This window comes from Thauera sp. ZXT1-4, from assembly GCF_052598215.2.
The window spans coordinates 153,442-176,175 of sequence record NZ_JBQWSN020000001.1 but is presented as its reverse complement, the minus strand read 5'-3'; the positions used below and the strand labels follow the sequence as shown (position 1 = coordinate 176,175).

The following is a 22,734-nucleotide window of genomic DNA, read 5'->3' as shown; positions in this document are numbered from 1 at the left end:
ACCCGCGAACGCGCACCCGGCACCCCCTCCCAAAAGGACGGGGGTACCGCAGCAATGCCGGAAGCCGCCCGCGCGGCACTTCCGGCATTGTTCATTTCCGACCTGCACCTGAACGAGGACGAACCGGCCAACGTCTCCGCCTTCCTCTCTTTCCTGCAGGGGCCAGCGCGCGAGGCCGCTAGCCTCTTCATCCTCGGCGACCTGTTCGAATACTGGGCGGGCGACGACGACCTAGAGACCCCTTTCAACGCCCGCATCGCCGCAGCGGTCCGGGCACTCGTCGACCGGGGAACTGCGGTCTTCTTCATGACCGGCAATCGCGATCTCCTCGCGGGCCCGAGGTTCGCCGCCGCGATCGGCGCCACCCTGCTCACCGACCCTGCCCCTGTGCGCTTCGGGACCGGAGCGCAAGCCCCGACGCTGCTGCTCGCCCACGGAGACGCGCTGTGCACGGACGATCTAGCCTACCAGGCCTTCCGCAAGCAGGTGCGCGACCCTGGGTGGCAAGCTGGCTTTCTCGCTCAGCCGCTGGCTGCGCGCAAGACCTTCATCGCCGGTCTGCGGCAGAAGAGCGAGGCGGCGAAGGCTGACAAGTCCTTGGAGATCATGGACGTCAATGCGGACGCCGTCGCGGCCTTGCTGCGCCAACACGGGTTCCCGGTGCTGGTGCACGGCCATACCCACCGCCCCGACACCCACCGCTTCACGCTCGACGGACATCCCTGCGAGCGGCGGGTGCTCCCCGACTGGCGCGGCGAGGCCTGCTGGCTGCGCTACGACGGCAGTTCGTTCACCGCAGCATCGACCACTGCCGGCTGAGGCGGCGCCGGGCGAGGCTGCTCGGCCAGATGCTCGGGCGGCTCCCACAGCGAGCGATAGGTGGCACTGTAATCGAGCACTTTCTCGGACATGCTGGCAACGTGGTTGGGTGGCCGTGGCGCCCGCACCGGTCCGATCGCCGAGTAGCCCAGCCCGGCACGCCCGTCTTTCACCTGCAACCCTACCAGATCCAGGATGGTCGGCAGCATGTCGAAGTGGGTGACTTCCCGGGTATTCGCCGCAAGCTTGGCATCGTTCGAGATCAGCAGGTTGAACACACGGCGTTCGGGATTGCGCACCAGCTTCTGATACGAGGAATTGCCCATCGCCAGGTGGTCGCCCTGCACCACGATCGCGACGCGATCAAGCCAGCCACGGGCAATGATGTACTCCACGAACTCGGCCACCAGATCCGCGGTGCACTCAACGACCCCTTCGAAGCCCTCGTGGCCGCGGCGCGCGCATTCCGGCGACAGGTGACCATAGGGGTGATGAGTATCGATGGTCAGCACGGTGAGATTGAAGGGCTGCTTCGACTTCATCAGCTGCCCGAGTTCCGCGCGGGCACGGCGGAACAACGCATCGTCCCGCAGCCCCCAACCGCTCATCCCGGCCGGCGGCTCGCCCGCCTCGATCCACTCCTCCCGTCCCATCACGCGGTGGTAGCGATGGTCGTGAAAAAACTTGCCGACCCCCGCGAAGGCTAGGCTAGAGCCATTCAGGAACACGTTGCGGTAGCCCTCTGCGGCAAGGAGATCGCCCAGGCAGCGCGCACGCGGCAGGTAGCGCTCCACCTTCTCGCCCTGAACGTTGCCGCCGAACATCGCGATCGATTTCAGGGGAACGCCGCACTGGGTAGAGACGAGGCTGGCGATCGTGAAGTGCGCTCCCATCAACTCGCGATAGCTGTCGAAGGAGACCACGCCCGGTCGGGACTTCAGCGCATTCAGTCGGTGCAGCAGGTCGTGGCCGAACAGGGCCGGATCGGAATAGCTCGTCTCCAGGCTTTCGACATAGATCAGCACCAGGCTCTTGGGCTGCTTGCCCACCCGCTGCAGCGTTGCACGGCCAGGATCCACATAGGCTTCGGCGAAGTAATCATCCCCGAAGTAGCCGCGCACATAGCGCGCTACCGAGAAACTGTCCACGAAGAAGGCAACCCCCACACCCAGCACCATCAGCGGGACGATGCGCGGCGCGGTGTGGTGCGCTGCCCACCTCAAGGCCACCGCAAGCGCCCGGCCGGCACGACGCAGCCAGGGCCGCGGCCAGGCATCGGGATGCCTGCGCAGATGACGCAGCCAACCGTCCACGCCCCACAGCAGCACTGCGAGCGCGGCCGGCAAGGCCAACGCCCGCCACAGGAAGCGGCGAATGAGCTCGGGATCGCTGCTCAGCACGCCTTCGGACCCGAAGCGGAGGTGATACAGGATCTGGTCGATGCTGACGCGACCGAACTCGTCCGTCAGCCATCTCGGCACCGCATAGAGCATACATCCAGCCAGAATGGCCAGAAACCTGAGCAGTCTTCCAACGCGCATGCCGACACCGCCATTGCGAATCCCGGCGTACGCGGAACGGTACGCTCGTCACGGGGACGCAATGGTAATGCAACTTCACCGCAACAAAACAGTAACCTTTCGCTGAAGCGTCTCCGTTTGTTGCATGCAGGGCGTTCTCAACGCTTCAGGCCGCGCGCGAGGTCTTCCTTCAGGTCATCCACGTCCTCGAGACCGACCGCCACCCGCAGCAGCCCGTCGCCAATCCCCGACGCGGCGCGTGCCTCGGACGAGATCCGCCCATGCGTGGTCGTCGCGGGATGGGTGATCGTGGTCTTGGTGTCGCCGAGGTTGGCCGTAATGGAGATCAAGCGGGTGTTGTCGATGACGCGCCAGGCGGCTTCGCGCCCACCCGCCACCTCGAAACTGACGACCGCCCCGCCCGCCTTCTGCTGTCGCATCGCGAGCGCATGCTGCGGATGGGACGGCAGACCCGGATAGAAGACGCGGGTCACGCCGGGCTGCGCCTCGAGCCAGCCCGCAAGCTCCAGCGCGCTCGCGCACTGCGCCTGCATGCGGATGCGCAGCGTCTCCAGTCCTTTCAGAATCACCCAGGCATTGAACGGCGACAGCGTCGGCCCGGCAGTGCGCAGAAATTTGAACACTTCATCGGTGACCGTCTTGCGTCCCACGACCGCCCCGCCCAGCACCCTGCCCTGCCCGTCCAGGTATTTGGTGGCCGAGTGCACGACGACATCGGCGCCCAGCGCCAGCGGACGCTGCAGCACCGGCGTGCAGAAGCAGTTATCCACGGCGAGCAGCGCCCCGGCCTCATGCGCCACGCCCGCGACCGCAGCGATGTCCACCACCTCGGTAAGCGGATTCGATGGGGTTTCGACGAAGAACAGCTTCGTCCGCGGGCGCACCGCATCCCGATAGGCCTGCAGGTCCGTGGCCGGCACGAAGCTGGTTTCGATGCCGAACCTGGACAGGATGTTGCCGAACAACTGCTGCGTGGCGCCGAAGAGTCCATTCGACGCCACGATGTGGTCACCCGCCTGCAACAGCGCCATCACCAGCGACATGATCGCCGACATGCCCGACGCGGTGGCGACGCAGGCTTCCGCACCTTCCAGCGCGGCAAGCCGGGTCTGCATCGCAGTTACGGTCGGGTTGGAGAAGCGCGCATAGACGTAGCCCTCCTCCGCGCCGGAGAAGCAGGCTGCCGCCTGCTCCGCGCTCTCGAACACGAAGCTGGAGGTCAGGTACATCGCCTCGCCATGCTCGCGGAACTGCGTGCGCTCGATGCCGGCGCGGACAGCAAGGGTGTCGGGGCGAAGGGATGCGGGATCGAAATTGCTCATCAAGGTCTTCCGTACCATGGGGGGCAGGCTCAGCCCTCATTCTCACCGGCGAGGTTCAGGTCAAGCTGGCCATCGTCCGCATCGTCGTGGCCGTCTTGCTTGGCGGGCTTGAGCTCGCCACGCTGGTTCTCCACCCCGTTCAGGTACTCCGCGGTAATGTCGCCCGTGACGTACTGGCCATCGAAGCACGAAGTCTCGAAGAAGCTGAGCGAGGGGTTCAGCGCACGCACTGACGCCTTCAGATCGTCCAGATCCTGGTAGATCAGCCCGTCCGCACCGATCTCGCGGCAGATCTCGTCCTCGCTGCGATCACTGGCAATCAACTCGCCCCGCGTCGGCATGTCAATGCCATAGACGTTCGCGTGCCGCACCGGGGGCGCGGCGGAGGCGAGGTATACCTTTGTCGCACCGGCCTCGCGCGCCATATTCACGATTTCCTTGCTCGTGGTGCCACGCACGATCGAGTCGTCCACCAGCAGCACGCTCTTACCCCGGAATTCCTGATGGATGGTGTTGAGCTTCTGCCGCACCGATTTCTTGCGCGTGGATTGACCGGGCATGATGAAGGTCCGCCCGATATAGCGGTTCTTGACGAAGCCCTCGCGGAACGGCAGGCCGAGCCGGTGCGCCATCTGCATGGCAGAGGGGCGGCTGGAGTCCGGAATCGGGATGACCACGTCGATGTGAACATTCGGCATCGTGCGCTTCATGCGATCCGCAAGAAACTCGCCCATCTTCATGCGTGATTCATACACCGAGACGCCATCGATGATGGAGTCCGGGCGCGCCAGATAAACGTATTCGAACATGCACGGGGCGTGCACCGTCTTGCTCGCGCACTGGCGGCTGTGGAAATTGCCATCCACATCCACCAGCACCGCCTCCCCCGGCTCCACGTCGCGCAGCAGCTTGAACCCGAGGACGTCGAGGGCGACCGACTCGGATGCCACCAGCCATTCCGCCCCCGCCCCGGTGTCGTTGCGCCCCACCACGAGCGGGCGGATGCCGAAGGGGTCGCGGAAGGCGAGCAGCCCGTAGCCAGCGATCATCACGACCACCGCATAGGCACCGCGACAGCGGCGATGCACGCCCGCCACCGCGCGGAAGATTGCGTCCTCATCGAGCTTGAGGCCGTTGCAGGCTGCCTGCAGCTCATGGGCAAGCACGTTGAGCAGGACCTCGGAATCGCTGCTGGTGTTGATGTGGCGCAGGTCCGACAGGAACATCTCGCGCTTGAGCGATTCCGAATTCGTGAGGTTGCCGTTGTGCGCCAGCAACAGGCCGAAGGGCGAGTTCACGTAGAAGGGCTGGGCTTCTGCTGCGTTGTAGGCCGAGCCGGCAGTCGGGTAGCGCACATGGCCGATGCCCCAGTTGCCCATCAGGTTGCGCATGTTGCGCGTGCGGAACACGTCGCGCACCAGTCCGGACCCCTTGTGCATGTGGAAGCGCCCGCCCTCCGAGGTAGCGATGCCGGCCGCGTCCTGACCGCGGTGCTGGAGAACCTGCAGGCCATCGTAGAGCAGCTGGTTGACGGGGGAGGTGGCAACGACACCGAGAATTCCGCACATGGAAGTAACGCCTATCTGAATCGAATTTTTTCGGCCACCACATCGGGTAGCCAGGGTTTGGTAGCGATCACCACTGACTCCAGCGGCGGCGCAAAGAGCGACTGTGCCCACCAGGGCTCGCGCGACACCCCGGCAAGACCGCCGATCAGGACCACAACGAGGGCGATCGCGAGTCCGCGCGCGATGCCGAACAATGCGCCGAAGAAGCGGTCGGTGGGCCCCAGCCCGGCGGCCCGCAATAGCTCGCGCAACAGGTAACGCAGCAGCGCCACCAGAATCAGCACGCCGACCACGACCAGCGCCCCCCCGGCGACCTGACGCCACATCGGCTCGAGGATGAGACCCTCAAAAACGCTGGCGGCCTGTTCGTTATAGCGCCAGGCGGCAAACAATGCAGCAACCCAGGCCAGCACCGCCATGACCTCGCTGACCAGCCCGCGCCACATTCCGATCGCAGCGGAGAACGCGAGCATGCCCAGGAAGACGTAATCGAATGCCGTCATCGGGTCCCGTTCAGCGCGCCTGCAGCACGGCCTGGTGCCCTGCAGCCTTGAGGCGTCCGACCACCTTGTCCGCGGCTTCACGGCCTGCGACCGGCCCCACGCGCACGCGCGTCACCTGGCCCGCCGGCTCGGTGTAGGCCGAGAAGCCCTTTGCCTTGAGTTCGTCTACGAGCTTCGCAGCCTTGGCCGCATCACTGAAGGCCCCGACCTGGACCACAAAGGATTCGCTGCGCGGGGGTACCGGCTCGCCCGCCAGGATCGCCCGCACACGTGCCTCTTCCTCTGCCGAGCGCGCGGGCGCAGCCAGTCGTGGTGCCTCGGGAACGACCGCAGCCTTCGGCGGCGTCGGCCCTGCGGCAGGAGGCTTCGCAGGCGCGGGCGCCGCAACGGGCGGCGGTGCAGATTCGGCGGTGGCAGCGCCATCATCCTCGGGCACCGGCACGACCGTCGCCACGCCTCCGTCATTTCCCGGTGCGGGCTGCGGTGCCGGCGACGGCAACGCTGCCACCTTGTCCCGGTCGGGGATGGTGATCTGGATGTCCTGCATCGACGGATGCGGCTCCTGATCCATCATCACCGGCAGCACCACGGCAGCAAGCAAGGCGAGCGCGATTGCACCCACCAGCCTGCGCCTCGCCCGCTTCTTGATCTCCAGGTTTTCTGCGTCGCTCACGCCAGCCCTCACGCGCGCCTTGCAGCCTTCAGGGCCGCGAGCGCATCCGCTACCGTCAGGAAGGATCCAAAGACCACGATTCTATCATCGTCGCCAACCTCTCCCTGCGCCGCCGTGAGCGCTTCGATGGGCGAACCATAACAGGCGATATCGCCCTTGCCACCCGCCGCACGCACACGCGCGGCGAGCGCTTCGGCCGACAGCCCGCGCCCCCCGGGCAAGGACGCCAGCCGCCAGTGGTCCACACGCCCGGCCATCAGCGACACGACGCCTTCGACGTCCTTGTCGTTGAGCATCCCGAGCACCGCCCAGGTCTCGGGATAGAAGCCCATGTTGCCGAGATTGTCGGCGAGCACGCCAGCCGCCTGCGGGTTGTGTGCGACATCGAGCACAATGGCGGGCCGACCCGCGAGTACCTGGAAGCGCCCCGGAACGTCGACCAGCATCAGCCCCTGACGAACATGCTGCATGGACACCGGCAGCCGGTCGCGCAGGGTTTCGAGCACGGTCATCACCGCCGCGGCATTGAGCAACTGGTTGGCCCCGCGCAAGGCCGGATAGGCCATACCACCCCGTTTGACGAGCGCACCTTGCGCCGGCGGTTCGGCATAGCGCCAATACCCCCACTGCTGGCGGTCGCCACCGAAACCGAAATCGCGTCCACTGATCCACAGCGCCGCACCAATCTCTGCGGCGTGCTCGACCAGCGTGACCGGGGGCTGGGGATCACCACACACCGCTGGGCGGCCGGAGCGGAAGATCCCAGCCTTCTCGAAACCGATCGCCTCGCGCGTGTCGCCAAGATAGTCCATGTGGTCCATGGCGATGCTGGTGACGAGCGCACAGTCGGGCTCGAACACATTGACCGCGTCCAGACGCCCCCCGAGGCCCACCTCAAGGATCACCACGTCCAGTGCAGCGTCCGCAAAGACCTGCCAGGCCGCAAGCGTACCGTGCTCGAAATAGGTCAGCACGGTGTCGCCACGTGCCACCTCCACCGCCGCGAAGGCACGCACCAGGGCTCCGTCGTCGACCTCGTGCCCGTCCACCCTCACGCGCTCGTTGTAGCGCAGCAAGTGCGGCGAGGTATAGCAGCCAACGCGATAGCCTGCGGCGAGCAGGATGCTCTCGAGCATCGCGCAGCAGGAACCCTTGCCGTTGGTGCCCCCCACCGTGATGAGGACCGCATCGCTTTCGGCCGCCATACGGTCACGAACCGCAGCGACCCGCTCCAGGCCGAGCTCGATACGCTGGCCGTGGCGCTGCTCGAGCAGCGCGAGCCAAGCGCCGAGACTGTCCGGGAGATTCGGACGATCGTGCTCAGCGGACATCAGTCGGCAACCACGTCTGCAGGCTGCCGGTTCAGCATCGCAAGCAGCGTGGCGAGTTGCTCACGCATCTCGCGACGATCGACGATGAGATCGATGGCCCCCTTCTCCAGCAGGAACTCGGCGCGCTGGAAGCCCTCGGGCAGCGTCTCGCGCACGGTCTGCTCAATCACGCGCGGGCCGGCAAAACCGATCAGGGCATTGGGTTCGGCGATTACCACGTCCCCCATGAAGGCGAAGCTCGCCGACACACCGCCCATGGTCGGGTCGGTCAGCACGGTCACGAAGGGCAGCCGGCGATCAGCAAGGCGGGTGACCGAGGCGGTCGTCTTGGCCATCTGCATCAGCGAAAGCAGGCCTTCCTGCATGCGTGCCCCCCCCGAAGCGGTGATACAGATGAAGGGCAGCCGTTCCTCGTAGGCCACCTTCGCACCCCGCACGAAGCGCTCCCCAACGACCGAGCCCATCGAACCGCCGAGGAACTCGAACTCGAAGCAGGCGACCACGACCGGCACGCTCTTGATTGCACCCTTCATCACCACCATGGCGTCGGCCTCGCCGGTGTCGGCAGTTGCTGCCGACAGGCGGTCGGGATACTTGCGCGAATCCTTGAACTTGAGCGCATCGACCGGCGTGACCTCGGCGCCGATCTCGCTGCGTCCGTCGGCGTCGAGCAGCACATCGAGACGACGGCGCGCGCGCAGGCGGTGGTGATGGCCACACTTGGGGCACACACCAAGGTTGCCGTCGAGATCGGTGCGATACAGCACCGACTCGCAACCCTCGCATTTGCTCCACAGGCCTTCAGGAATAGATTTATTGCGCGCGGAGGCATCGCCGCGCTTGATCTTCGGTGGCAGCAGCTTCTGCAACCAGCTCATGTTCAGGCTCCTTTGTCCGCAACGAGGGCGTCGAGCGCGACGCGAATGTCGCGCATGAAGGCGGTCACACGCTCGACCTCCGCCCCGGGGTGGTTCTCGATTTCCTCGATGATGCGGCTGCCGATCACCACCGCATCCGCCACCGCACCGACGCGCTGCGCGCTCTCGGCATCGCGGATGCCGAAGCCCACGCCCACCGGCATGCCGACCGCGGCCCGGATCTGCGGAATGCGACGCGCAACCTCCTCGACGTCGAGCTTTGCGCTGCCAGTCACACCCTTCAGCGAAACGTAGTAGATGTAGCCGCTGCCGGCACGCGCAACGTCAGCGAAACGCTGCTCCGACGAGGTCGGCGCAAGCAGGAAGATCGGATCGAGCCCGCCCGCCTTCGCAGTGGCGGCAAAGCTCACGCACTCCTCGGGCGGGTAATCGACCACCAGCACGCCGTCGACACCGGCCTCACGCGCCGCAGCCACGAAGCGCTCGGGCCCCATGGCCTCGATCGGATTGGCGTAGCCCATCAACACCACTGGCGTATCGGCATTGGCGGCACGGAAGACGCGCACGGTTTCGAGCACCTTGCGCAGGCTCATGCCCTGTGCGAGCGCTCGCTCGGAAGCGCGCTGAATGGTGGGGCCATCGGCCATCGGGTCGGAGAACGGCACGCCGAGCTCGAGGATGTCGGCGCCGCCTTCAACGAGCGCATTCATCAGCGGCAGGGTGAGTTCGGGCGCCGGAAAGCCGGCGGTGACGAAGGGGATCAGCGCCTTGCGGCCTTCAGCCTGCAGGCGCTGGAAAACGGTCTGGATTCTTGACATGTCTCGATCACACTGCGGGCCGCTTGCGCGGCCCGGGGCAGGTTCAGAACTGGATACCGGAACGTTCGGCGACGGTGTGCATGTCCTTGTCGCCACGGCCGGAAAGATTGACCAGCAGGATCTTTTCTCTGGGCAAGGTCGGCGCGAGCTTGGCGGCATAGGCAAGCGCATGCGACGACTCGAGCGCCGGAATGATGCCCTCCAGCCGGCAAAGGTCATGGAAGGCCTTGAGCGCCTCCGCGTCGGTGATGCCGACATATTCGGCACGCGAAGAGTCCTTGAGCCAGGCGTGCTCGGGACCGACTCCGGGATAGTCGAGACCCGCGGACACCGAATGCGTCTCAATGATCTGCCCGTCCTCGTCCTGCAGCAGGTAGGTGCGGTTGCCATGCAGCACGCCGGGGCGCCCTGCGGTCAGCGAGGCCGAATGACGGCCACTGTCCAGCCCGTCGCCCGCAGCCTCAACGCCGACGAGCTTCACGCCCGCCACATCGATGTATGGATGGAAGATGCCCATTGCGTTCGAGCCACCGCCGACGCACGCGATCACGTAGTCGGGCTGGCGCCCCGTCATCTCCGGCATCTGCACCAGGCACTCCTTGCCGATCACCGACTGGAAATCACGCACCATCATCGGATAGGGGTGCGGACCGGCGACGGTGCCGATGATGTAGAAGGTATCGGCGACGTTGGTAACCCAATCGCGCATAGCCTCGTTCAAGGCGTCCTTGAGCGTCTTCGAACCGGATTCGACCGGGACGACGGTCGCACCAAGCAGCTTCATGCGGTAGACATTGGCCGCCTGGCGCTTGACGTCTTCCGAGCCCATATACACCACGCACTCCATGCCGTAGCGCGCAGCCACGGTGGCCGTGGCGACGCCGTGCTGGCCGGCCCCGGTCTCTGCGATCACGCGCGGCTTACCCATGCGGCGGGCAAGCATGGCCTGACCAATGCAGTTATTGACCTTGTGCGCGCCGGTGTGATTCAGATCCTCGCGCTTGAGGTAGATCTGCGCGCCGCCCAGGATCTCAGACCAGCGCTTGGCATGATAGATCGGGCTCGGGCGGCCGACGTAGTGCTTGAGCTCGTACTCGAATTCGGCGATGAATGCCGGATCACGTTGGCAAGCTGCGTAGGCTTCACGCAGTTCGGCCAGCGCCGGCATCAGCGTTTCGGACACGAAGACGCCTCCATAGGGACCGAAATGTCCGCTCGCGTCGGGAAACTGATAAGGCGTGTCAGCCAATTGCATGTCGAACTCCGGCAACGAACGCAGCGATCTTCTCGGCGTCCTTGATTCCCTTGGCACTCTCGACTCCGCTCGACACATCCACCGCCCACGGGCGGATACGACGTACAGCCTCGGTCACGTTGTCCGCATCGAGTCCGCCGGACAGGACCAGCGGTCGCGAAAAACCCTGCGGAATCAGCGACCAGTCGAAAGTTTTTCCACCACCGCCGTAGCCCTCGACGAAAGCGTCGACGAGGATGCCGCAGGCGCGTGGGTGCGATGCAGCAAATTCTAGCAGATCGACCCCTGGGCGCATCCTGGCCGCCTTGATCCACGGCCGACCGAAGCGCGCACAGTCGGCCTCGGTTTCGTCACCATGGAACTGCAGAAACTGCAGCGGGACGCTCGCGAGCACGGATTCCACCTCCCCCGGCGCGGGATTCACGAACAGGCCTACGGAACTCACGAACGGGGGCAACAGCGCGACGAGTTCGGCGGCCTGTTCGGCGGACACCGCGCGCGGACTGGGCGGATAGAACACGAAGCCGATCGCGTCGGCACCGGCTTCGACGGCCGCGCGCACGTCCTGCGGGCGGGTCAGGCCGCAGATCTTGATTCGGGTCGGGGACATTCAGACGAGGGGTAGCTGAGGCAGCGCGATGATACGCCCATCGTTGGGCAGCGGCCAGCGCGGCGGGTAGCGCACACCGCACAGATAGAGGCCATCGGGGGAGAAGGTTGGCGCTGCACGGGTTCGATCACGCGCCTCGAGGAGTTCACGCATCCACTCGACCGGGTAACGCCCCTTGCCAACATAGACGAGCGCCCCCACCAGGTTGCGGATCATGTGATGCAGGAAGCCGTTGGCGCGGAAATCGAACAGCAGGTAGTCCCCCTGACGACTGACGCGCGCCTCGCGCATCACCCTTACGGGCGTTTTCGACTGGCAGCCAGCGGCACGGAACGAGGAGAAATCGTGCGTGCCGACCAGACACGCAGCGGCAGCCGCCATGCGCGTATCGTCCAGCGGCAGATGAAACCACCCTACCCGCCGGGTCAGCATCGCAGGCCGCGTAGGTGCATTGTGCAGAATGTAGCGATACTGCCTTTCGTACGCGAGATAGCGGGCGTGAAAGTCCTCGTCGGCCTCGGCCGACCAGCGCACCACGACCGATGACGGCAGCAGGGCATTGACGCCGCGCACCCAGGCCGAGGCCGGACGTCTTGCGCCGGTGTCGAAATGCGCCACCTGAGCACTCGCATGCACGCCGGTGTCGGTGCGGCCGGCACAATGCAGGCGCACCGGCTCGGCAGCGATCTGCGCCAGCGCCGCCTCGAGCACATCCTGCACCGTGCGCCCATGCGCCTGGCTCTGCCAGCCACAGAAGGCATCGCCCGCATACTCAAGCCCCAGCACAACGCGCGTCACTTCAGACTCCACCACAGCAGCACGCCGAACACACATACGGCGACCAGCACATCGATCCCCCCCATGCGTTCCCTGCGCAGGACGACAGGATCGGCCGTCTGCTGCCCGGTCTCATCGACCAACCAGTCTTTCCAATGACCGGCACGCCCCCTGGGCGACTGCTCGACGTACTGCAGCACCAGCAACAAGCGCAGGGCCAGCCGCTCGGGCGGCACCCCGATCAGGCGCAAAGGGCGCGCCAGTGCATGCAATCCGCCCACGAGGCGTTCCAACGACAAGCGCTCCAGCAGGATACCCACCGCACAGACCACGGCGAGCAGTCGAGCAGCATGAACCGCAGCGAGAACGACACCTTCCCGGCTCGGGCCAAGCCGGGGCCAGTCGAAGAAGAGCGCTTCCCCCGGCGTAAACCATGCAAACAGCGCGGCGATCGCAATCAGCAGCACGCGCACCCGCTTCACCAGACGCCAGCTTCGCCTTGGGGCAAGCAGCGCGGCGAGCGCAACACAGACCAACACCGCAGCGCCGAGCGCCTGCGGGGGCAGGAGTTGAATGCTGGCCACGGCAGCCAGCCAAAGGAGCAGGATCAGACCGGAATGCATGCGGGGGGTTAACGAAGAAAGGCCGCCGCGGGCCCGAGGCACGCGGCGGCCCGGCAAGGAGCGTTCAGCTCAGGCGGGCGATCATATCGCGCGCTGCGGCCTGCTGTCTCTCGGAGCCTTCTGCCACCACTTCGCGAAGGAGTTCGAGGGCCCCCTCGTTGTCGCCCATCTCCTCGTAGGCGCGGGCGAGTTCAAGCTTGGTTTCGGACTCCTCATTATCCGGCCCCGGAGCCCCCCCGTCGTCAGCCTCCAGTCCCATGCCCGGCAGGTCGCCTTCCAGCCGGGTCTCGATCATCGAGGCAGGCATCTCGTCTCCGGACCCCGCCAACCCTTCGTCGAACTTCTCGAGATCCAGATCGATGGAGGTGAGATCCAGCCCGGCGGGCATCGCACCCGTCGCGGCAGACGCCGCCTCGGGCACATCCAGCTCAAAATCGAAATCGAGCAGACTGTTGTCGAAGCTGGTTTTCTCGAGATCAACCACGGGCTCCTCACTGGGCGCCGCGCTTGCAGCCGCCGCGGCTTCGGCCGCAGACGGCTTCTCACCCTCGTCAAATGCATCGATTGCGGCAGCGTCACTGCTGACGATGGTTGCCGCCAGGTCGAAGCGGTCTCCGGTGGCATCGAGATCGACGTCAGGGAGCTCGAAATCGATACTGCTCGTCGTGGCCACCGCGTCCCCGGCGGCCTCGTTGCCTGCGGCCGGCTCAGGCGCCTGTCCGGTCGCTGGCGCGCTGCCGCCGATGTCGAGATCGAACACCAATGCGCCCTCGTCACCCTCCTGCGCCGAGTCCGTCGCGGAAATGAGCTCGTCCACAGCTGCCTCGGCGTCCGCAGTCTCTTCCTGCTCAGCCGCCACCACAGCCTCAGACGTCGACGGCTCATCGCCCAGATCGAGTTCGAAGTCGATCACGCCCGCGTCGATCGTCGGCTCATCAACCGGTTCCTCAGCTTCAGCGCCGGTGAATTTGTTGAGTTCACCGGGAAGTGTCCAGGTGTCGCGCATCTGCGAATGCGAAGTCTCGACCGGAGAGGAGGTGGTGAAATCCAGCGCCGAAAGCTCGAACTCGTCCGCGGCCGGCTCGTCTTCAGCCATCGCAGGCGCGGACGGCCGAGCAGTGCCATCAGGCTCCGGCATCACCGAAACCGCAGCAGCGGCGGCGACGCCCCCTGCAGCGAGCGTCGCGGTCGCGCCGAAGCCCGGCGAGGTCGGCTCATCCAGGTTGCTCAAGCCAGCCAAGGACTCGGAAACCGGCGTCGCATAGAGCGGGTTCTCGGGGTCTAGCTTGCGGCCGAGCGCAGCCGCCTTCTCCCAGTCACGCCCGTGACTGCCGGTACGCGAGAACAGCTCGGTCGCAACGCTCTCGAACTGACGGGCATCGCGCCGCTGGGCGTGGATCTCCAGCAGCTTCAGGTAGATGGCTGCGCGGCCCGGGTCGGCCTTGAGCGCATCCTGCAGAATCTCCTCCGCCTGGGCGTCACGACCATAGGCCATGTACACGTCGGCTTCGGCGACCGGATCGACGCCCTCATCCGTGTCGATCGAAGACAACCCCGTCTGGCTGAAGTCCGTGTGCATGATGCTGCTGGCGCCGGTATCGACGCTCTGCCCGCCCGTGCTGCCGAAGACGGCCTGACTGTCGGCACCCGCCACTTGCTTGTCCAGGGTCGCATCCGCGGCGAGGATCTCCTGATCCTTGCGCCGCTGGCGGGACTTCAGACCGGCGTAGGCGAGCAACAGGACCAGGATACCGCCACCGCCATAGAGCACCGCAGGATCCGCAAGCAGGGTATCGACGAAGCTGGGTTCGGGCTGTGGCGCTGGGGCCGGCGCAGGCGCCCGCCGAGGCGCAGGCTCAGATGGCGTAGCGGTCTGCGGGGGCTGTGCAGGTTCTGGTGCAGGCGCGGCGACGGGTGTCGCGCTCGGCTCGAGCTGCGGTGCTGCGGCTGCGGGCGCAGCCGTTGCGGCCGCGCTGTCCGCCGGAGGCATCGCCACCTCGGTCCCTGCGGCGGGCTCCACACCCGCTGCCGGCGCGGTGCCTGCTGCCGGTTCGGCGCTTGCAGGGGCCGCCTGGACAGCCGCTTCAGGCTCACCCGACCCTGCGGCAGTCGGCGCTGCCGCACCGCCATCACCCGCCGTTTCTGCTTCGGCCTGCAACTGGCCCATCGTGCCACTCTGCAGTTCGAGCAGGCGTTGCAGGTCCTGCAGGCTGCGCTCAAGCTGCCCGAGGCGCGCATTGGCTTCATCAAGCGCCGCAGTGCGCGTGGCAAGTTCTTCCTCGAGCGCCTGAAGCCGGGACAGGGCGCTACCGTCGCCGGCCTCGGGATCCTGGGAGATCTGGACCTGATCGCCACTGCGTTCTGTCACCGCAGGCTCTTCCACCTTCGGAACGATCGCGCCAGCACTCTCCTGCCGGGCCTCGCCAGCGGGCACCGCGGGCCGCGCGGCTGCGGTACCGGCCAGACCACGACGATACGCCTCGAAGTCGGCGGCCTGGGCCCGCACTTCGCGGCGCGCCTCGCCAGCATCGATCGTGCGAACGCTCTCGGCCGCAGGTACCTTGAGCACCGACCCGGCACGTAGCCGGTTCATGTTCCCGCCATCGAAGGCCTGTGGATTGGCACGCTGCAGCGCGACAAGGGTCTGATCGAGCGTTGCCCCCGCCGGCGCGACCCTGCCCGCGATTCGGTGCATGGTGTCACCTCGCCGGACGGCGTAGGTATCCGCCGTCTGCGCGGAGGCTACCGGAGCGCTCGCACGAGTTGGCGCTGCACGCGGTACCGGCGCTGCCGCCGGGGTATCCACGGTGGCGGCCAGCGGTTTCGGCGCGGCGATGTCCACCGGATCGAGCAGGAAGGTGTATTCGCGCAGCAGTTGCCCGTTCGCCCAGTTCAGTTCCACAAGCAGATCGATGAACGGATCGTTGATCGGCCGCTCACTGGAGAGGCGGATCACCGGACGCGTTGCGCGCGTATCGACACTGACCCGAATCGCACTGATCGAACTGCCGTACGTCAGATTCGCACGCCGGAATGCTTCGGTGGAAGCAATCCTGGCACTGAGGGACTGGAGCTCCTGCGCGGTGGCACTGATCTGGATTTCAGCGCGCAAGGGTTGACCGAGACCGCTGAAAACATTGATCTGCCCAAGTCCTGCCGCACTTGCCGCAAGCGGCATGGCCGCGATGGAAAGTGCGAGCAGAGAAGCTCTGACCGACTTCGTCATGTTGGATTTCAAATCACGTCTCCCCGGAACTGAACGCTACGGCCACAAATAGTGCCGTTGGGCTAGGAATCTAGCATTTCCCGACGGTCATCGCATCATCATCGAAAGCCGATTCGATGCATTTAGCGTGACGGATTACCGCCCCCGTGCGGGAACGCCAATCAAAAAGGGGGCTCGCGCCCCCTTTTTTACGTCTGCTCAGCCCGATACTTAAGCTTCGAGCAGGATGCGCAGCATGCGGCGCAGCGGCTCGGCCGCGCCCCACAGCAACTGGTCGCCCACGGTGAAGGCGCCGAGGTACTCGGGGCCCATCGCCATCTTGTGCAGGCGGCCGACCGGGACGGTCAGCGTGCCGGTGACGGCGGTCGGGGTCAGTTCGCGCTCGGTGATCTCGCGATCGTTAGGCACCACCTTCACCCACTGGTTGGCGCCGGCGATGATCTCGGTGATCTCGTCGAGCGGAACGTCCTTCTTGAGCTTGATGGTGAGCGCCTGCGAGTGGCAGCGCATCGCGCCGATGCGCACGCACAGGCCGTCGATCGGGATCGAGCCCGGGCTGCGGAAGGCCGGATTGCCGAGAATCTTGTTGCATTCGGCGCCGCCCTTCCACTCTTCCTTGCTCTGGCCGTGCTCGACCGGCACGTCGATCCAGGGGATGAGGCTGCCGGCGAGCGGCGTATTGCGGAAGTTCTTCTTCGGGAAGCTGTCCGAGCGCATCGTCTCGGCGACCTTACGGTCGATCTCGAGGATGGCCGAGGCCGGATCGGCCAGCAGATCCTTGACCGAGTCGTGGATGGTGCCCATCTGGCTGATGAGTTCGCGCATGTTCTGCGCGCCGGCGCCCGAGGCCGCCTGGTAGGTCATCGCCGAGATCCACTCCACCAGGCCGTGCCGGAACAGGCCGCCCAGGCCCATCAGCATCAGCGACACGGTGCAGTTGCCGCCGATCCAGTTCCGCCCGCCCTTGGCGAGCGCGGCGTCGATGACGTTGCGGTTGACCGGGTCGAGGATGATCACCGCGTCGTCGTTCATGCGCAGCGCGGAGGCGGCGTCGATCCAGTGGCCGTTCCAGCCGGTGGCGCGCAGCTTGGGGAAGACTTCCTTGGTGTAGTCGCCGCCCTGGCAGGTGATCACGATGTCGCAGGCCTTGAGCGCATCGATGTTCGTCGCGTCCTGCAGCGGCGCGGCGGCTTCCTTGCCGCCGAAGGACGGCGCCTTGCCGCCGGCGTTCGAGGTGGAGAAATACACCGGCTCGATGAAGGCGAAGTCGCCCTCTTCCACCATGCGCTGCATCAGCACGGAACCCACCATGCCACGCCAGCCAACCAGACCGACTCGATTCATGTTCATCACTCTCTACAAAGACGTTCTTCGAAAAACCGCTTCAGACCCAGAAGCTTACAGCGCCGCGAGCACCGCGTCGCCCATCTCGCGGGTGCCGACCTTGGTCGTACCTGGCTCGTAGATGTCGCCCGTGCGATAGCCCTGTGCGAGCACCTTCTTGACCGCATTCTCGACACGCTGCGCGGCCGCTTCCTGATTGAACGTATAGCGCAGCATCATCGCCGCCGAAAGGATGGTGGCGAGCGGGTTGGCCACGCCCTTGCCGGCGATGTCCGGCGCGGAACCGTGCGAGGGCTCGTACAGGCCCTTGTTGTTGGCATCCAGCGAGGCCGACGGCAGCATGCCGATCGAGCCGGTGAGCATCGAGGCCTCATCCGACAGGATGTCGCCGAACATGTTGCCGGTGACCATGACATCGAACTGCTTGGGCGCACGCACGAGCTGCATGGCGGCGTTGTCGACCAGCATGTGGCTGAGCTCGACGTCCGGGTAGTCCTTGGCGACCTCCTCGGCAATGTCGCGCCACAGCTGCGTGCATTCGAGCACGTTCATCTTGTCGACCGAGCACAGCTTCTTGCCACGCTTCTGCGCCGCCTCGAAGGCGACCTTGAGGATGCGGCGGATCTCGTATTCGGCGTAGATCATGGTGTTCCAGCCCACACGCTGCTGGGTGCCCTCGACCTCGCGCATCTCGATGCCGCGCGGCTGGCCGAAGTAGATGTCGCCGGTGAGCTCACGCACGATCAGGATGTCCAACCCCGCGACAACCTCGGGCTTCAGCGACGATGCATTGGCGAGCTCGGGGTACAGGATGGCCGGGCGCAGGTTGGCGAACAGGCCCAGATCCTTGCGGATGCCGAGCAGACCACGCTCCGGACGCTGCTCACGCGGCAGGGTGTCCCACTTCGGGCCGCCGACGGCACCGAGCAGCACCGCATCCGCTTCACGCGCGAGCTTCTGCGTCGCTTCAGGATAGGGGGTGCCGGTGGCATCCACCGCGCAGCCGCCAAGCAGCGCCTCTTCCATCTCGAGCTTCAGGTCGAGCGCGTTCAGCACGCGCACGGCCTGGGCCATGATCTCGGGACCGATGCCGTCACCCGGCAGCACGCAAATCTTCATCGAATCGTTTTCCTTGGTTCAGGGAGCCGCCCGCTTCGGGCAAGCAGGCTCAGGCAAAGTAGTAGGGGTGCTCGGCGCGGCGCTTTTCTTCGAAGGCGCGGATCCTTTCGGCATGGCGCAAGGTGAGGCCGATGTCGTCCCAGCCGTTGAGCAGGCATTCCTTGCGGAAGGGGTCGATGTCGAACGTGATCACCTTGCCGTCCGGACGGGTGATAGTCTGCGCGGCCAGATCCACCTGCAGGCGGTACCCCGCGCTGGCTTCGCACTGGCGGAACAGTTCATCGACCTCGGCCGCATCGAGCTTGATCGGAAGCAGGCCGTTCTTGAAGCTGTTGTTGAAGAAGATGTCGGCAAAGCTCGGGCCGATCAGCACGCGAAAACCGTAGTCTTCGAGCGCCCAGGGCGCGTGCTCGCGCGAGCTGCCGCAACCGAAGTTGTCGCGGGTCAGCAGGATCTGCGCGCCCTGATAGCGCGCCTGGTTGAGCACGAAGTCGGGGTTGAGCGGACGCTGGCTGTTGTCCTGACCCGGCTGGCCGACATCGAGGTAACGCCACTCGTCAAAGGCATTGGGGCCGAAGCCGCTGCGCTTGATCGACTTGAGGAACTGCTTGGGGATGATCGCGTCGGTATCGACGTTGGCGCGGTCGAGCGGCGCGACCAGGCCGTCGAGCGTGGTAAACGGCTTCATTATTTCACTGCCCTCTGGATGGCCTCGCCACCCCTTTCGATGTCCTTGCCGACGCCCTGCACGGTATTGCAGGCCATGGAGGCGAAGCCGGCGACGAGCGCGGCGGCGATCAGTGCAAGTCTCTTCATTGCATTCTCCTCAATCGGGTACTGGTCTTCAGGCCAGCGTGCGCACGTCGGTGAAGTGGCCGGTGACTGCAGCCGCCGCAGCCATCGCCGGGCTCACCAGGTGGGTGCGACCACCCGCGCCCTGGCGACCCTCGAAGTTGCGGTTCGAGGTCGAGGCGCAGCGCTCGCCCGGCTCGAGCCGGTCTGCGTTCATTGCCAGACACATCGAACAGCCCGGCTCGCGCCACTCGAAGCCAGCGGCGAGGAAGACCTTGTCCAGGCCCTCTTCCTCGGCCTGGCGCTTGACGAGGCCGGAGCCCGGCACCACCAGCACGCGACGAACGTTGGCGGCCTTGCTGCGTCCCTTGGCCACGGCGGCAGCTTCGCGCAGATCCTCGATGCGCGAGTTGGTGCACGATCCGATGAAGACCTGATCCACCTTGATGTCGGTGATCGGCGTGTTGGCTGCCAGCCCCATGTACTTCAGCGCGCGCTCCATGCCTTCGCGGCGCACCGGATCGGTGACTGCAGCGGGGTCGGGCACGCGACCATCGACCGTGGTGACCATCTCGGGCGAAGTACCCCAGGTGACCTGCGGCAGGATGTCCTCGGCCTTGAGCTCGACGACCTTGTCGAACTCGGCCCCCTCGTCGCTGTGCAGGCTACGCCAGTAGTCGACCGCCTGGTCCCAGGCAGCGCCCTTGGGCGAGAACGGACGATCCTTGAGGTAGTCGATCGTTGTTTCGTCCACGCCCACCATGCCGGCCCGGGCACCCGCCTCGATCGCCATGTTGCAGATCGTCATGCGGCCTTCCATCGACAGCGAACGGATCGCGCTGCCGCCGAACTCCATCGCGTAGCCGGTGCCGCCAGCGGTGCCGATCCGCCCGATGATGGCGAGCACGACATCCTTGGCGGTGACCCCGCGGCCTAGTTGGCCGTCGACCCGGATCAACATGGTCTTGGACTTCTTCTGCAGCAGGCACTGGGTGGCGAGCACGTGCTCCACCTCCGAGGTGCCGATGCCGTGCGCCAGACAGCCGAAAGCGCCGTGCGTGGAGGTGTGCGAGTCACCACACACCACGGTCATGCCAGGCAGCGTGGCGCCGTTCTCCGGGCCGATCACGTGTACGATGCCCTGGCGCGCGTCCTTGAACGGGAAGTAGGCGAGCGAGCCCACTTCGCGGATGTTGGCGTCGAGCGTCTCGACCTGCTGGCGCGACACCGGATCCTGGATACCCAGATCCCAGTGATCGGTCGGCGTGTTGTGGTCGGCGGTGGCAACGATGGAGCCGATCCGCCACGGCTTGCGCCCAGCCAGCTTCAGGCCTTCGAAAGCCTGCGGGCTGGTCACTTCATGGACCAGATGGCGGTCGATGTAGATCAGCGCCGTGCCGTCGGCCTCCTGGTGGACGACATGACTGGACCAGAGCTTTTCGTACAGCGTTTGAGCGTGCATCCCTGTGGTTCCGCGTCAGAAAAAGGAATGAATTATTTCACAAAGCCTGCAAGCCTGGACAGCACGCCCCGGCTCAGCGCCGGGCCGCCTGATAGAGCGGCATCACGCGGGCCGCGTACTCGCCCAGGTCGCGCTGGCGGCTGGCATGCGAGGGGTGCGTAGACAGCCACTGCGGCGGCGCCCCGGCCGACTGGCTGGCCATCTTGTTCCACAGCGTCACCGCGGCGCGCGGATCGTAGCCTGCCCGGGCGGCGAGCTCCACACCCATGCGGTCCGCCTCGGTTTCGTGTTCGCGAGAGTTGGGCAACTCGAACGTGACCTTGGCCACCGTACCCATCAGGTCCTGCCCCGCCTGCCCCACGCCGAGCAGCGCGCCTGCGACCGAAATGCCAAGACCCGTTGCCATCGCCTTCGACACCCGCTCCCGCGCATGCTCGCGCAGGGCGTGCGCGATCTCGTGCCCCATCACGGCGGCGATCTCGTCGTCGGTGAGCCGGAGCCGATCGATCAGGCCGGTGTAGATCGCCATCTTCCCGCCCGCCATGCACCAGGCGTTGAGCTCGTCGGCGCTGAACACGTTAACCTCCCACGCCCAGGACGGAGCGTCCGGGCGAAACACGCCGGTCTGTGGCGTCAGTCGTGAGACGATGCGCCGCACCCGCTGCACGGTCGCGGCATCGCGGTTGAGCGCGTTCTTCCGCCGAGCCTCTGCGAGCATGTCCTGATACTGCTTGCTCGAGGCCTGCTCCACCTCCTGCGCCGACACCATCATCAGCTGCGAGCGCTGCACGCCGACGGCCCCCCCTTGGGTGGTCTGCACCGTCTGACAGCCGGTGGCGAGAGCGCCGGCAACCAGGGCCGGCATGACGAACTTGCACATTGACTTCATCGTATCGATCTCCTCAGGCGGCCCCTTCCCGGCCGGGCGCACGCGGCACGCCATGCTGCTTCCAGCCCAGCAGCAGCCAGACAAAACCAGCCAGCGCGAATCCAGACCCAATCGTATAGGTCCACGCGGCACCGATCATTTCCCAGGTGTAACCGCTCAGCAGGCCACCGAGCATTCCACCCGCGCCGAAGGACAGGCTGCCGTACAGCGCCTGCCCGCGCGACTGCAGCGCACCGGGGAACCACTGGTTCACCACCGCGATGGCCGCTGCATGATAGGCGCCGAAGGTGGCTCCGTGCAGCAACTGCGCCAGCAGCAGCGCCAGGCTGTCCGCCCCCCAGCCGATCATCAGAAAGCGCAGCACCGCACAGGCAAACGAGAACAGGAGGATGGTGCGCAGCGAAAAGCGCTGCGAGATGCGCGGCATCCACATGAATACGATGATCTCGGCGATCACCCCCAGCGTCCACATCCAGCCCACGAGCGCCTTGTCGTAGCCGATGTCGACCAGAAAGATCGAGTAGAACACGTACAAGGCGCCGTGCGCCGCCGACATCAGGAAACACGCCCCGAGCAGCGCCCGCACCTCGGGCCTGCGCAAGGTATCGCCAAAGCTTGCTGCCTGCCGCTGCGCAGGCGGGCGCGCCGCCTCGGGAACGAGCGCGCTGCACACCACGATGCCCCCCAGGATGGCGGAAGTGACCCACAGCACGGCCTCGATCGGCAGGTGGTCCAGCGAATGGCCGAGTGCGAGCACGGCGACGATGAAGCCTACGGACCCCCAGACCCGGATGCTGCCGTACCGGTGGGCCGCCTCCCCCAAGTGCGAAAAAGTCAGCCCCTCCACCAGCGGCAGCGCAGCGCTCCAGAAGAAAGCCATCAGCGCCATTGCCGCAAACAGGCCGGCAAACTCGGTGGTCATGAAGAACACCGAGAAACCTGCCAGGCTCGCAAGGGCAGACAGGCGCACGATGGCCATGCGCAGACCCAGCTTCTCCGCCAGCCAGCCCCACAGGTTGGGCGCCAGCACGCGCATCAATTGCATCAGCGACATCAGCAGCGCGATATCGGTCGCCGACAGCGCGATCGACTGCAGGTAGAGCGTGAAGTACGGCGAGAACGCGCCGACGAAGGCGAAGTAGAAGAAGTAGTAGGCGGACAGGCGCCAGTACGGGATCATCGCG

At 65.9% G+C, this 22,734-nt stretch carries 21 protein-coding genes; 1 reads left to right on the top strand and 20 read right to left on the bottom strand.

Features of this window, described 5'->3' with window-relative positions; translation table 11 throughout:
* Positions 1–54: 54 nt before the first annotated feature.
* Entirely contained in the window at positions 55–819 is a 765-nt protein-coding gene (locus ACUH78_RS00880; RefSeq protein ID WP_445332503.1) for a UDP-2,3-diacylglucosamine diphosphatase, read from the top strand.
* On the opposite strand, the gene ACUH78_RS00875 is transcribed toward ACUH78_RS00880, so the two are convergent.
* The 20 genes from ACUH78_RS00875 to ACUH78_RS00780 form a co-directional block, all read right to left on the bottom strand.
* Positions 774–2,360 carry a sulfatase-like hydrolase/transferase gene (locus ACUH78_RS00875; RefSeq protein WP_445332504.1) on the bottom strand — a complete coding sequence of 529 codons (1,587 nt, stop codon included), beginning with the start codon at positions 2,358–2,360 and terminating at the stop codon, positions 774–776. The two genes, ACUH78_RS00880 and ACUH78_RS00875, sit on opposite strands and share 46 nt — an antisense overlap.
* Before the next feature lie 137 nt (positions 2,361–2,497).
* The gene (locus tag ACUH78_RS00870; RefSeq protein ID WP_445332505.1) at positions 2,498–3,682 is read right to left on the bottom strand and encodes an O-succinylhomoserine sulfhydrylase; all 1,185 of its coding nucleotides are present in this window, start codon (positions 3,680–3,682) and stop codon (positions 2,498–2,500) included.
* Positions 3,683–3,711: 29 nt separating this feature from the next.
* Positions 3,712–5,250, bottom strand: coding sequence for an amidophosphoribosyltransferase (gene purF / locus ACUH78_RS00865; RefSeq protein ID WP_418363038.1), 1,539 nt, complete (start codon positions 5,248–5,250; stop codon positions 3,712–3,714).
* Positions 5,251–5,261: 11 nt separating this feature from the next.
* The gene (locus tag ACUH78_RS00860; protein WP_418363039.1) at positions 5,262–5,753 is read right to left on the bottom strand and encodes a CvpA family protein; all 492 of its coding nucleotides are present in this window, start codon (positions 5,751–5,753) and stop codon (positions 5,262–5,264) included.
* A gap of 10 nt (positions 5,754–5,763) precedes the next feature.
* Positions 5,764–6,426 carry an SPOR domain-containing protein gene (locus ACUH78_RS00855; RefSeq protein WP_418363040.1) on the bottom strand — a complete coding sequence of 221 codons (663 nt, stop codon included), beginning with the start codon at positions 6,424–6,426 and terminating at the stop codon, positions 5,764–5,766.
* An 8-nt stretch (positions 6,427–6,434) separates the two neighbouring features.
* A complete protein-coding gene (gene folC, locus ACUH78_RS00850) occupies positions 6,435–7,757 on the bottom strand; it encodes a bifunctional tetrahydrofolate synthase/dihydrofolate synthase (RefSeq protein WP_445332506.1) in 1,323 nt (440 codons plus the stop codon).
* Positions 7,757–8,635 carry an acetyl-CoA carboxylase, carboxyltransferase subunit beta gene (gene accD, locus ACUH78_RS00845; RefSeq protein WP_418363042.1) on the bottom strand — a complete coding sequence of 293 codons (879 nt, stop codon included), beginning with the start codon at positions 8,633–8,635 and terminating at the stop codon, positions 7,757–7,759. The genes folC and accD overlap by 1 nt, the downstream gene beginning before the upstream one ends.
* 2 nt (positions 8,636–8,637) lie before the next feature.
* Positions 8,638–9,453, bottom strand: coding sequence for a tryptophan synthase subunit alpha (gene trpA / locus ACUH78_RS00840; RefSeq protein WP_418363043.1), 816 nt, complete (start codon positions 9,451–9,453; stop codon positions 8,638–8,640).
* Between the two features lie 43 nt (positions 9,454–9,496).
* Entirely contained in the window at positions 9,497–10,708 is a 1,212-nt protein-coding gene (gene trpB, locus ACUH78_RS00835) for a tryptophan synthase subunit beta (RefSeq protein WP_418363044.1), read from the bottom strand.
* Positions 10,695–11,318, bottom strand: a complete 624-nt coding sequence (locus ACUH78_RS00830) for a phosphoribosylanthranilate isomerase (protein WP_418363045.1) — start codon at positions 11,316–11,318, stop codon at positions 10,695–10,697. The genes trpB and ACUH78_RS00830 overlap by 14 nt, the downstream gene beginning before the upstream one ends.
* On the bottom strand, positions 11,319–12,116 hold the full coding sequence (gene truA / locus ACUH78_RS00825; protein ID WP_418363046.1) for a tRNA pseudouridine(38-40) synthase TruA: 798 nt from the start codon (positions 12,114–12,116) through the stop codon (positions 11,319–11,321).
* Positions 12,113–12,718, bottom strand: a complete 606-nt coding sequence (locus tag ACUH78_RS00820) for a CbiQ family ECF transporter T component (RefSeq protein WP_445332507.1) — start codon at positions 12,716–12,718, stop codon at positions 12,113–12,115. Before ACUH78_RS00820 ends, truA begins: the two co-directional genes overlap by 4 nt.
* 64 nt (positions 12,719–12,782) lie before the next feature.
* Positions 12,783–15,944 carry a motility hub landmark protein FimV gene (locus ACUH78_RS00815; protein WP_445332508.1) on the bottom strand — a complete coding sequence of 1,054 codons (3,162 nt, stop codon included), beginning with the start codon at positions 15,942–15,944 and terminating at the stop codon, positions 12,783–12,785.
* Between the two features lie 210 nt (positions 15,945–16,154).
* Complete coding sequence (asd, locus tag ACUH78_RS00810) at positions 16,155–17,288, bottom strand: aspartate-semialdehyde dehydrogenase (RefSeq protein WP_445332588.1); 1,134 nt, start codon at positions 17,286–17,288, stop codon at positions 16,155–16,157.
* Positions 17,289–17,342: 54 nt separating this feature from the next.
* Positions 17,343–18,407, bottom strand: a complete 1,065-nt coding sequence (gene leuB / locus ACUH78_RS00805) for a 3-isopropylmalate dehydrogenase (protein ID WP_435751647.1) — start codon at positions 18,405–18,407, stop codon at positions 17,343–17,345.
* Positions 18,408–18,456: 49 nt separating this feature from the next.
* Positions 18,457–19,095 carry a 3-isopropylmalate dehydratase small subunit gene (gene leuD, locus ACUH78_RS00800; RefSeq protein ID WP_418363051.1) on the bottom strand — a complete coding sequence of 213 codons (639 nt, stop codon included), beginning with the start codon at positions 19,093–19,095 and terminating at the stop codon, positions 18,457–18,459.
* The gene (locus ACUH78_RS00795; RefSeq protein ID WP_418363052.1) at positions 19,095–19,223 is read right to left on the bottom strand and encodes an entericidin A/B family lipoprotein; all 129 of its coding nucleotides are present in this window, start codon (positions 19,221–19,223) and stop codon (positions 19,095–19,097) included. Before ACUH78_RS00795 ends, leuD begins: the two co-directional genes overlap by 1 nt.
* A gap of 28 nt (positions 19,224–19,251) precedes the next feature.
* Positions 19,252–20,661: a 3-isopropylmalate dehydratase large subunit gene (gene leuC / locus ACUH78_RS00790; protein ID WP_418363053.1), complete on the bottom strand. Its 1,410-nt coding sequence runs from the start codon at positions 20,659–20,661 to the stop codon at positions 19,252–19,254.
* A gap of 73 nt (positions 20,662–20,734) precedes the next feature.
* The gene (locus tag ACUH78_RS00785) at positions 20,735–21,550 is read right to left on the bottom strand and encodes a M48 family metallopeptidase (RefSeq protein ID WP_445332509.1); all 816 of its coding nucleotides are present in this window, start codon (positions 21,548–21,550) and stop codon (positions 20,735–20,737) included.
* A gap of 13 nt (positions 21,551–21,563) precedes the next feature.
* Positions 21,564–22,730 (bottom strand): MFS transporter, encoded by a 1,167-nt coding sequence (locus ACUH78_RS00780; RefSeq protein ID WP_445332510.1) that lies wholly within the window; start codon positions 22,728–22,730, stop codon positions 21,564–21,566.
* Between the last annotated feature and the right edge of the window lie 4 nt (positions 22,731–22,734).

Excerpts from the sequence above, each read along its gene's own strand:
- leuB (WP_435751647.1), bottom strand. The coding sequence starts at position 18,407 with ATGAAGATTTGCGTGCTGCCGGGTGACGGCATCGGTCCCGAGATCATG.
- ACUH78_RS00880 (WP_445332503.1), top strand. The coding sequence starts at position 55 with ATGCCGGAAGCCGCCCGCGCGGCACTTCCGGCATTGTTCATTTCCGAC.
- leuD (WP_418363051.1), bottom strand. The coding sequence starts at position 19,095 with ATGAAGCCGTTTACCACGCTCGACGGCCTGGTCGCGCCGCTCGACCGC.
- trpA (WP_418363043.1), bottom strand. The coding sequence starts at position 9,453 with ATGTCAAGAATCCAGACCGTTTTCCAGCGCCTGCAGGCTGAAGGCCGC.
- ACUH78_RS00830 (WP_418363045.1), bottom strand. The coding sequence starts at position 11,318 with ATGTCCCCGACCCGAATCAAGATCTGCGGCCTGACCCGCCCGCAGGAC.
- trpB (WP_418363044.1), bottom strand. The coding sequence starts at position 10,708 with ATGCAATTGGCTGACACGCCTTATCAGTTTCCCGACGCGAGCGGACAT.
- purF (WP_418363038.1), bottom strand. The coding sequence starts at position 5,250 with ATGTGCGGAATTCTCGGTGTCGTTGCCACCTCCCCCGTCAACCAGCTG.
- asd (WP_445332588.1), bottom strand. The coding sequence starts at position 17,288 with ATGAATCGAGTCGGTCTGGTTGGCTGGCGTGGCATGGTGGGTTCCGTG.
- accD (WP_418363042.1), bottom strand. The coding sequence starts at position 8,635 with ATGAGCTGGTTGCAGAAGCTGCTGCCACCGAAGATCAAGCGCGGCGAT.
- leuC (WP_418363053.1), bottom strand. The coding sequence starts at position 20,661 with ATGCACGCTCAAACGCTGTACGAAAAGCTCTGGTCCAGTCATGTCGTC.
- ACUH78_RS00870 (WP_445332505.1), bottom strand. The coding sequence starts at position 3,682 with ATGAGCAATTTCGATCCCGCATCCCTTCGCCCCGACACCCTTGCTGTC.
- ACUH78_RS00875 (WP_445332504.1), bottom strand. The coding sequence starts at position 2,360 with ATGCGCGTTGGAAGACTGCTCAGGTTTCTGGCCATTCTGGCTGGATGT.
- ACUH78_RS00815 (WP_445332508.1), bottom strand. The coding sequence starts at position 15,944 with ATGACGAAGTCGGTCAGAGCTTCTCTGCTCGCACTTTCCATCGCGGCC.
- ACUH78_RS00785 (WP_445332509.1), bottom strand. The coding sequence starts at position 21,550 with ATGAAGTCAATGTGCAAGTTCGTCATGCCGGCCCTGGTTGCCGGCGCT.
- folC (WP_445332506.1), bottom strand. The coding sequence starts at position 7,757 with ATGTCCGCTGAGCACGATCGTCCGAATCTCCCGGACAGTCTCGGCGCT.
- ACUH78_RS00860 (WP_418363039.1), bottom strand. The coding sequence starts at position 5,753 with ATGACGGCATTCGATTACGTCTTCCTGGGCATGCTCGCGTTCTCCGCT.
- ACUH78_RS00795 (WP_418363052.1), bottom strand. The coding sequence starts at position 19,223 with ATGAAGAGACTTGCACTGATCGCCGCCGCGCTCGTCGCCGGCTTCGCC.
- ACUH78_RS00780 (WP_445332510.1), bottom strand. The coding sequence starts at position 22,730 with ATGATCCCGTACTGGCGCCTGTCCGCCTACTACTTCTTCTACTTCGCC.
- ACUH78_RS00820 (WP_445332507.1), bottom strand. The coding sequence starts at position 12,718 with ATGCATTCCGGTCTGATCCTGCTCCTTTGGCTGGCTGCCGTGGCCAGC.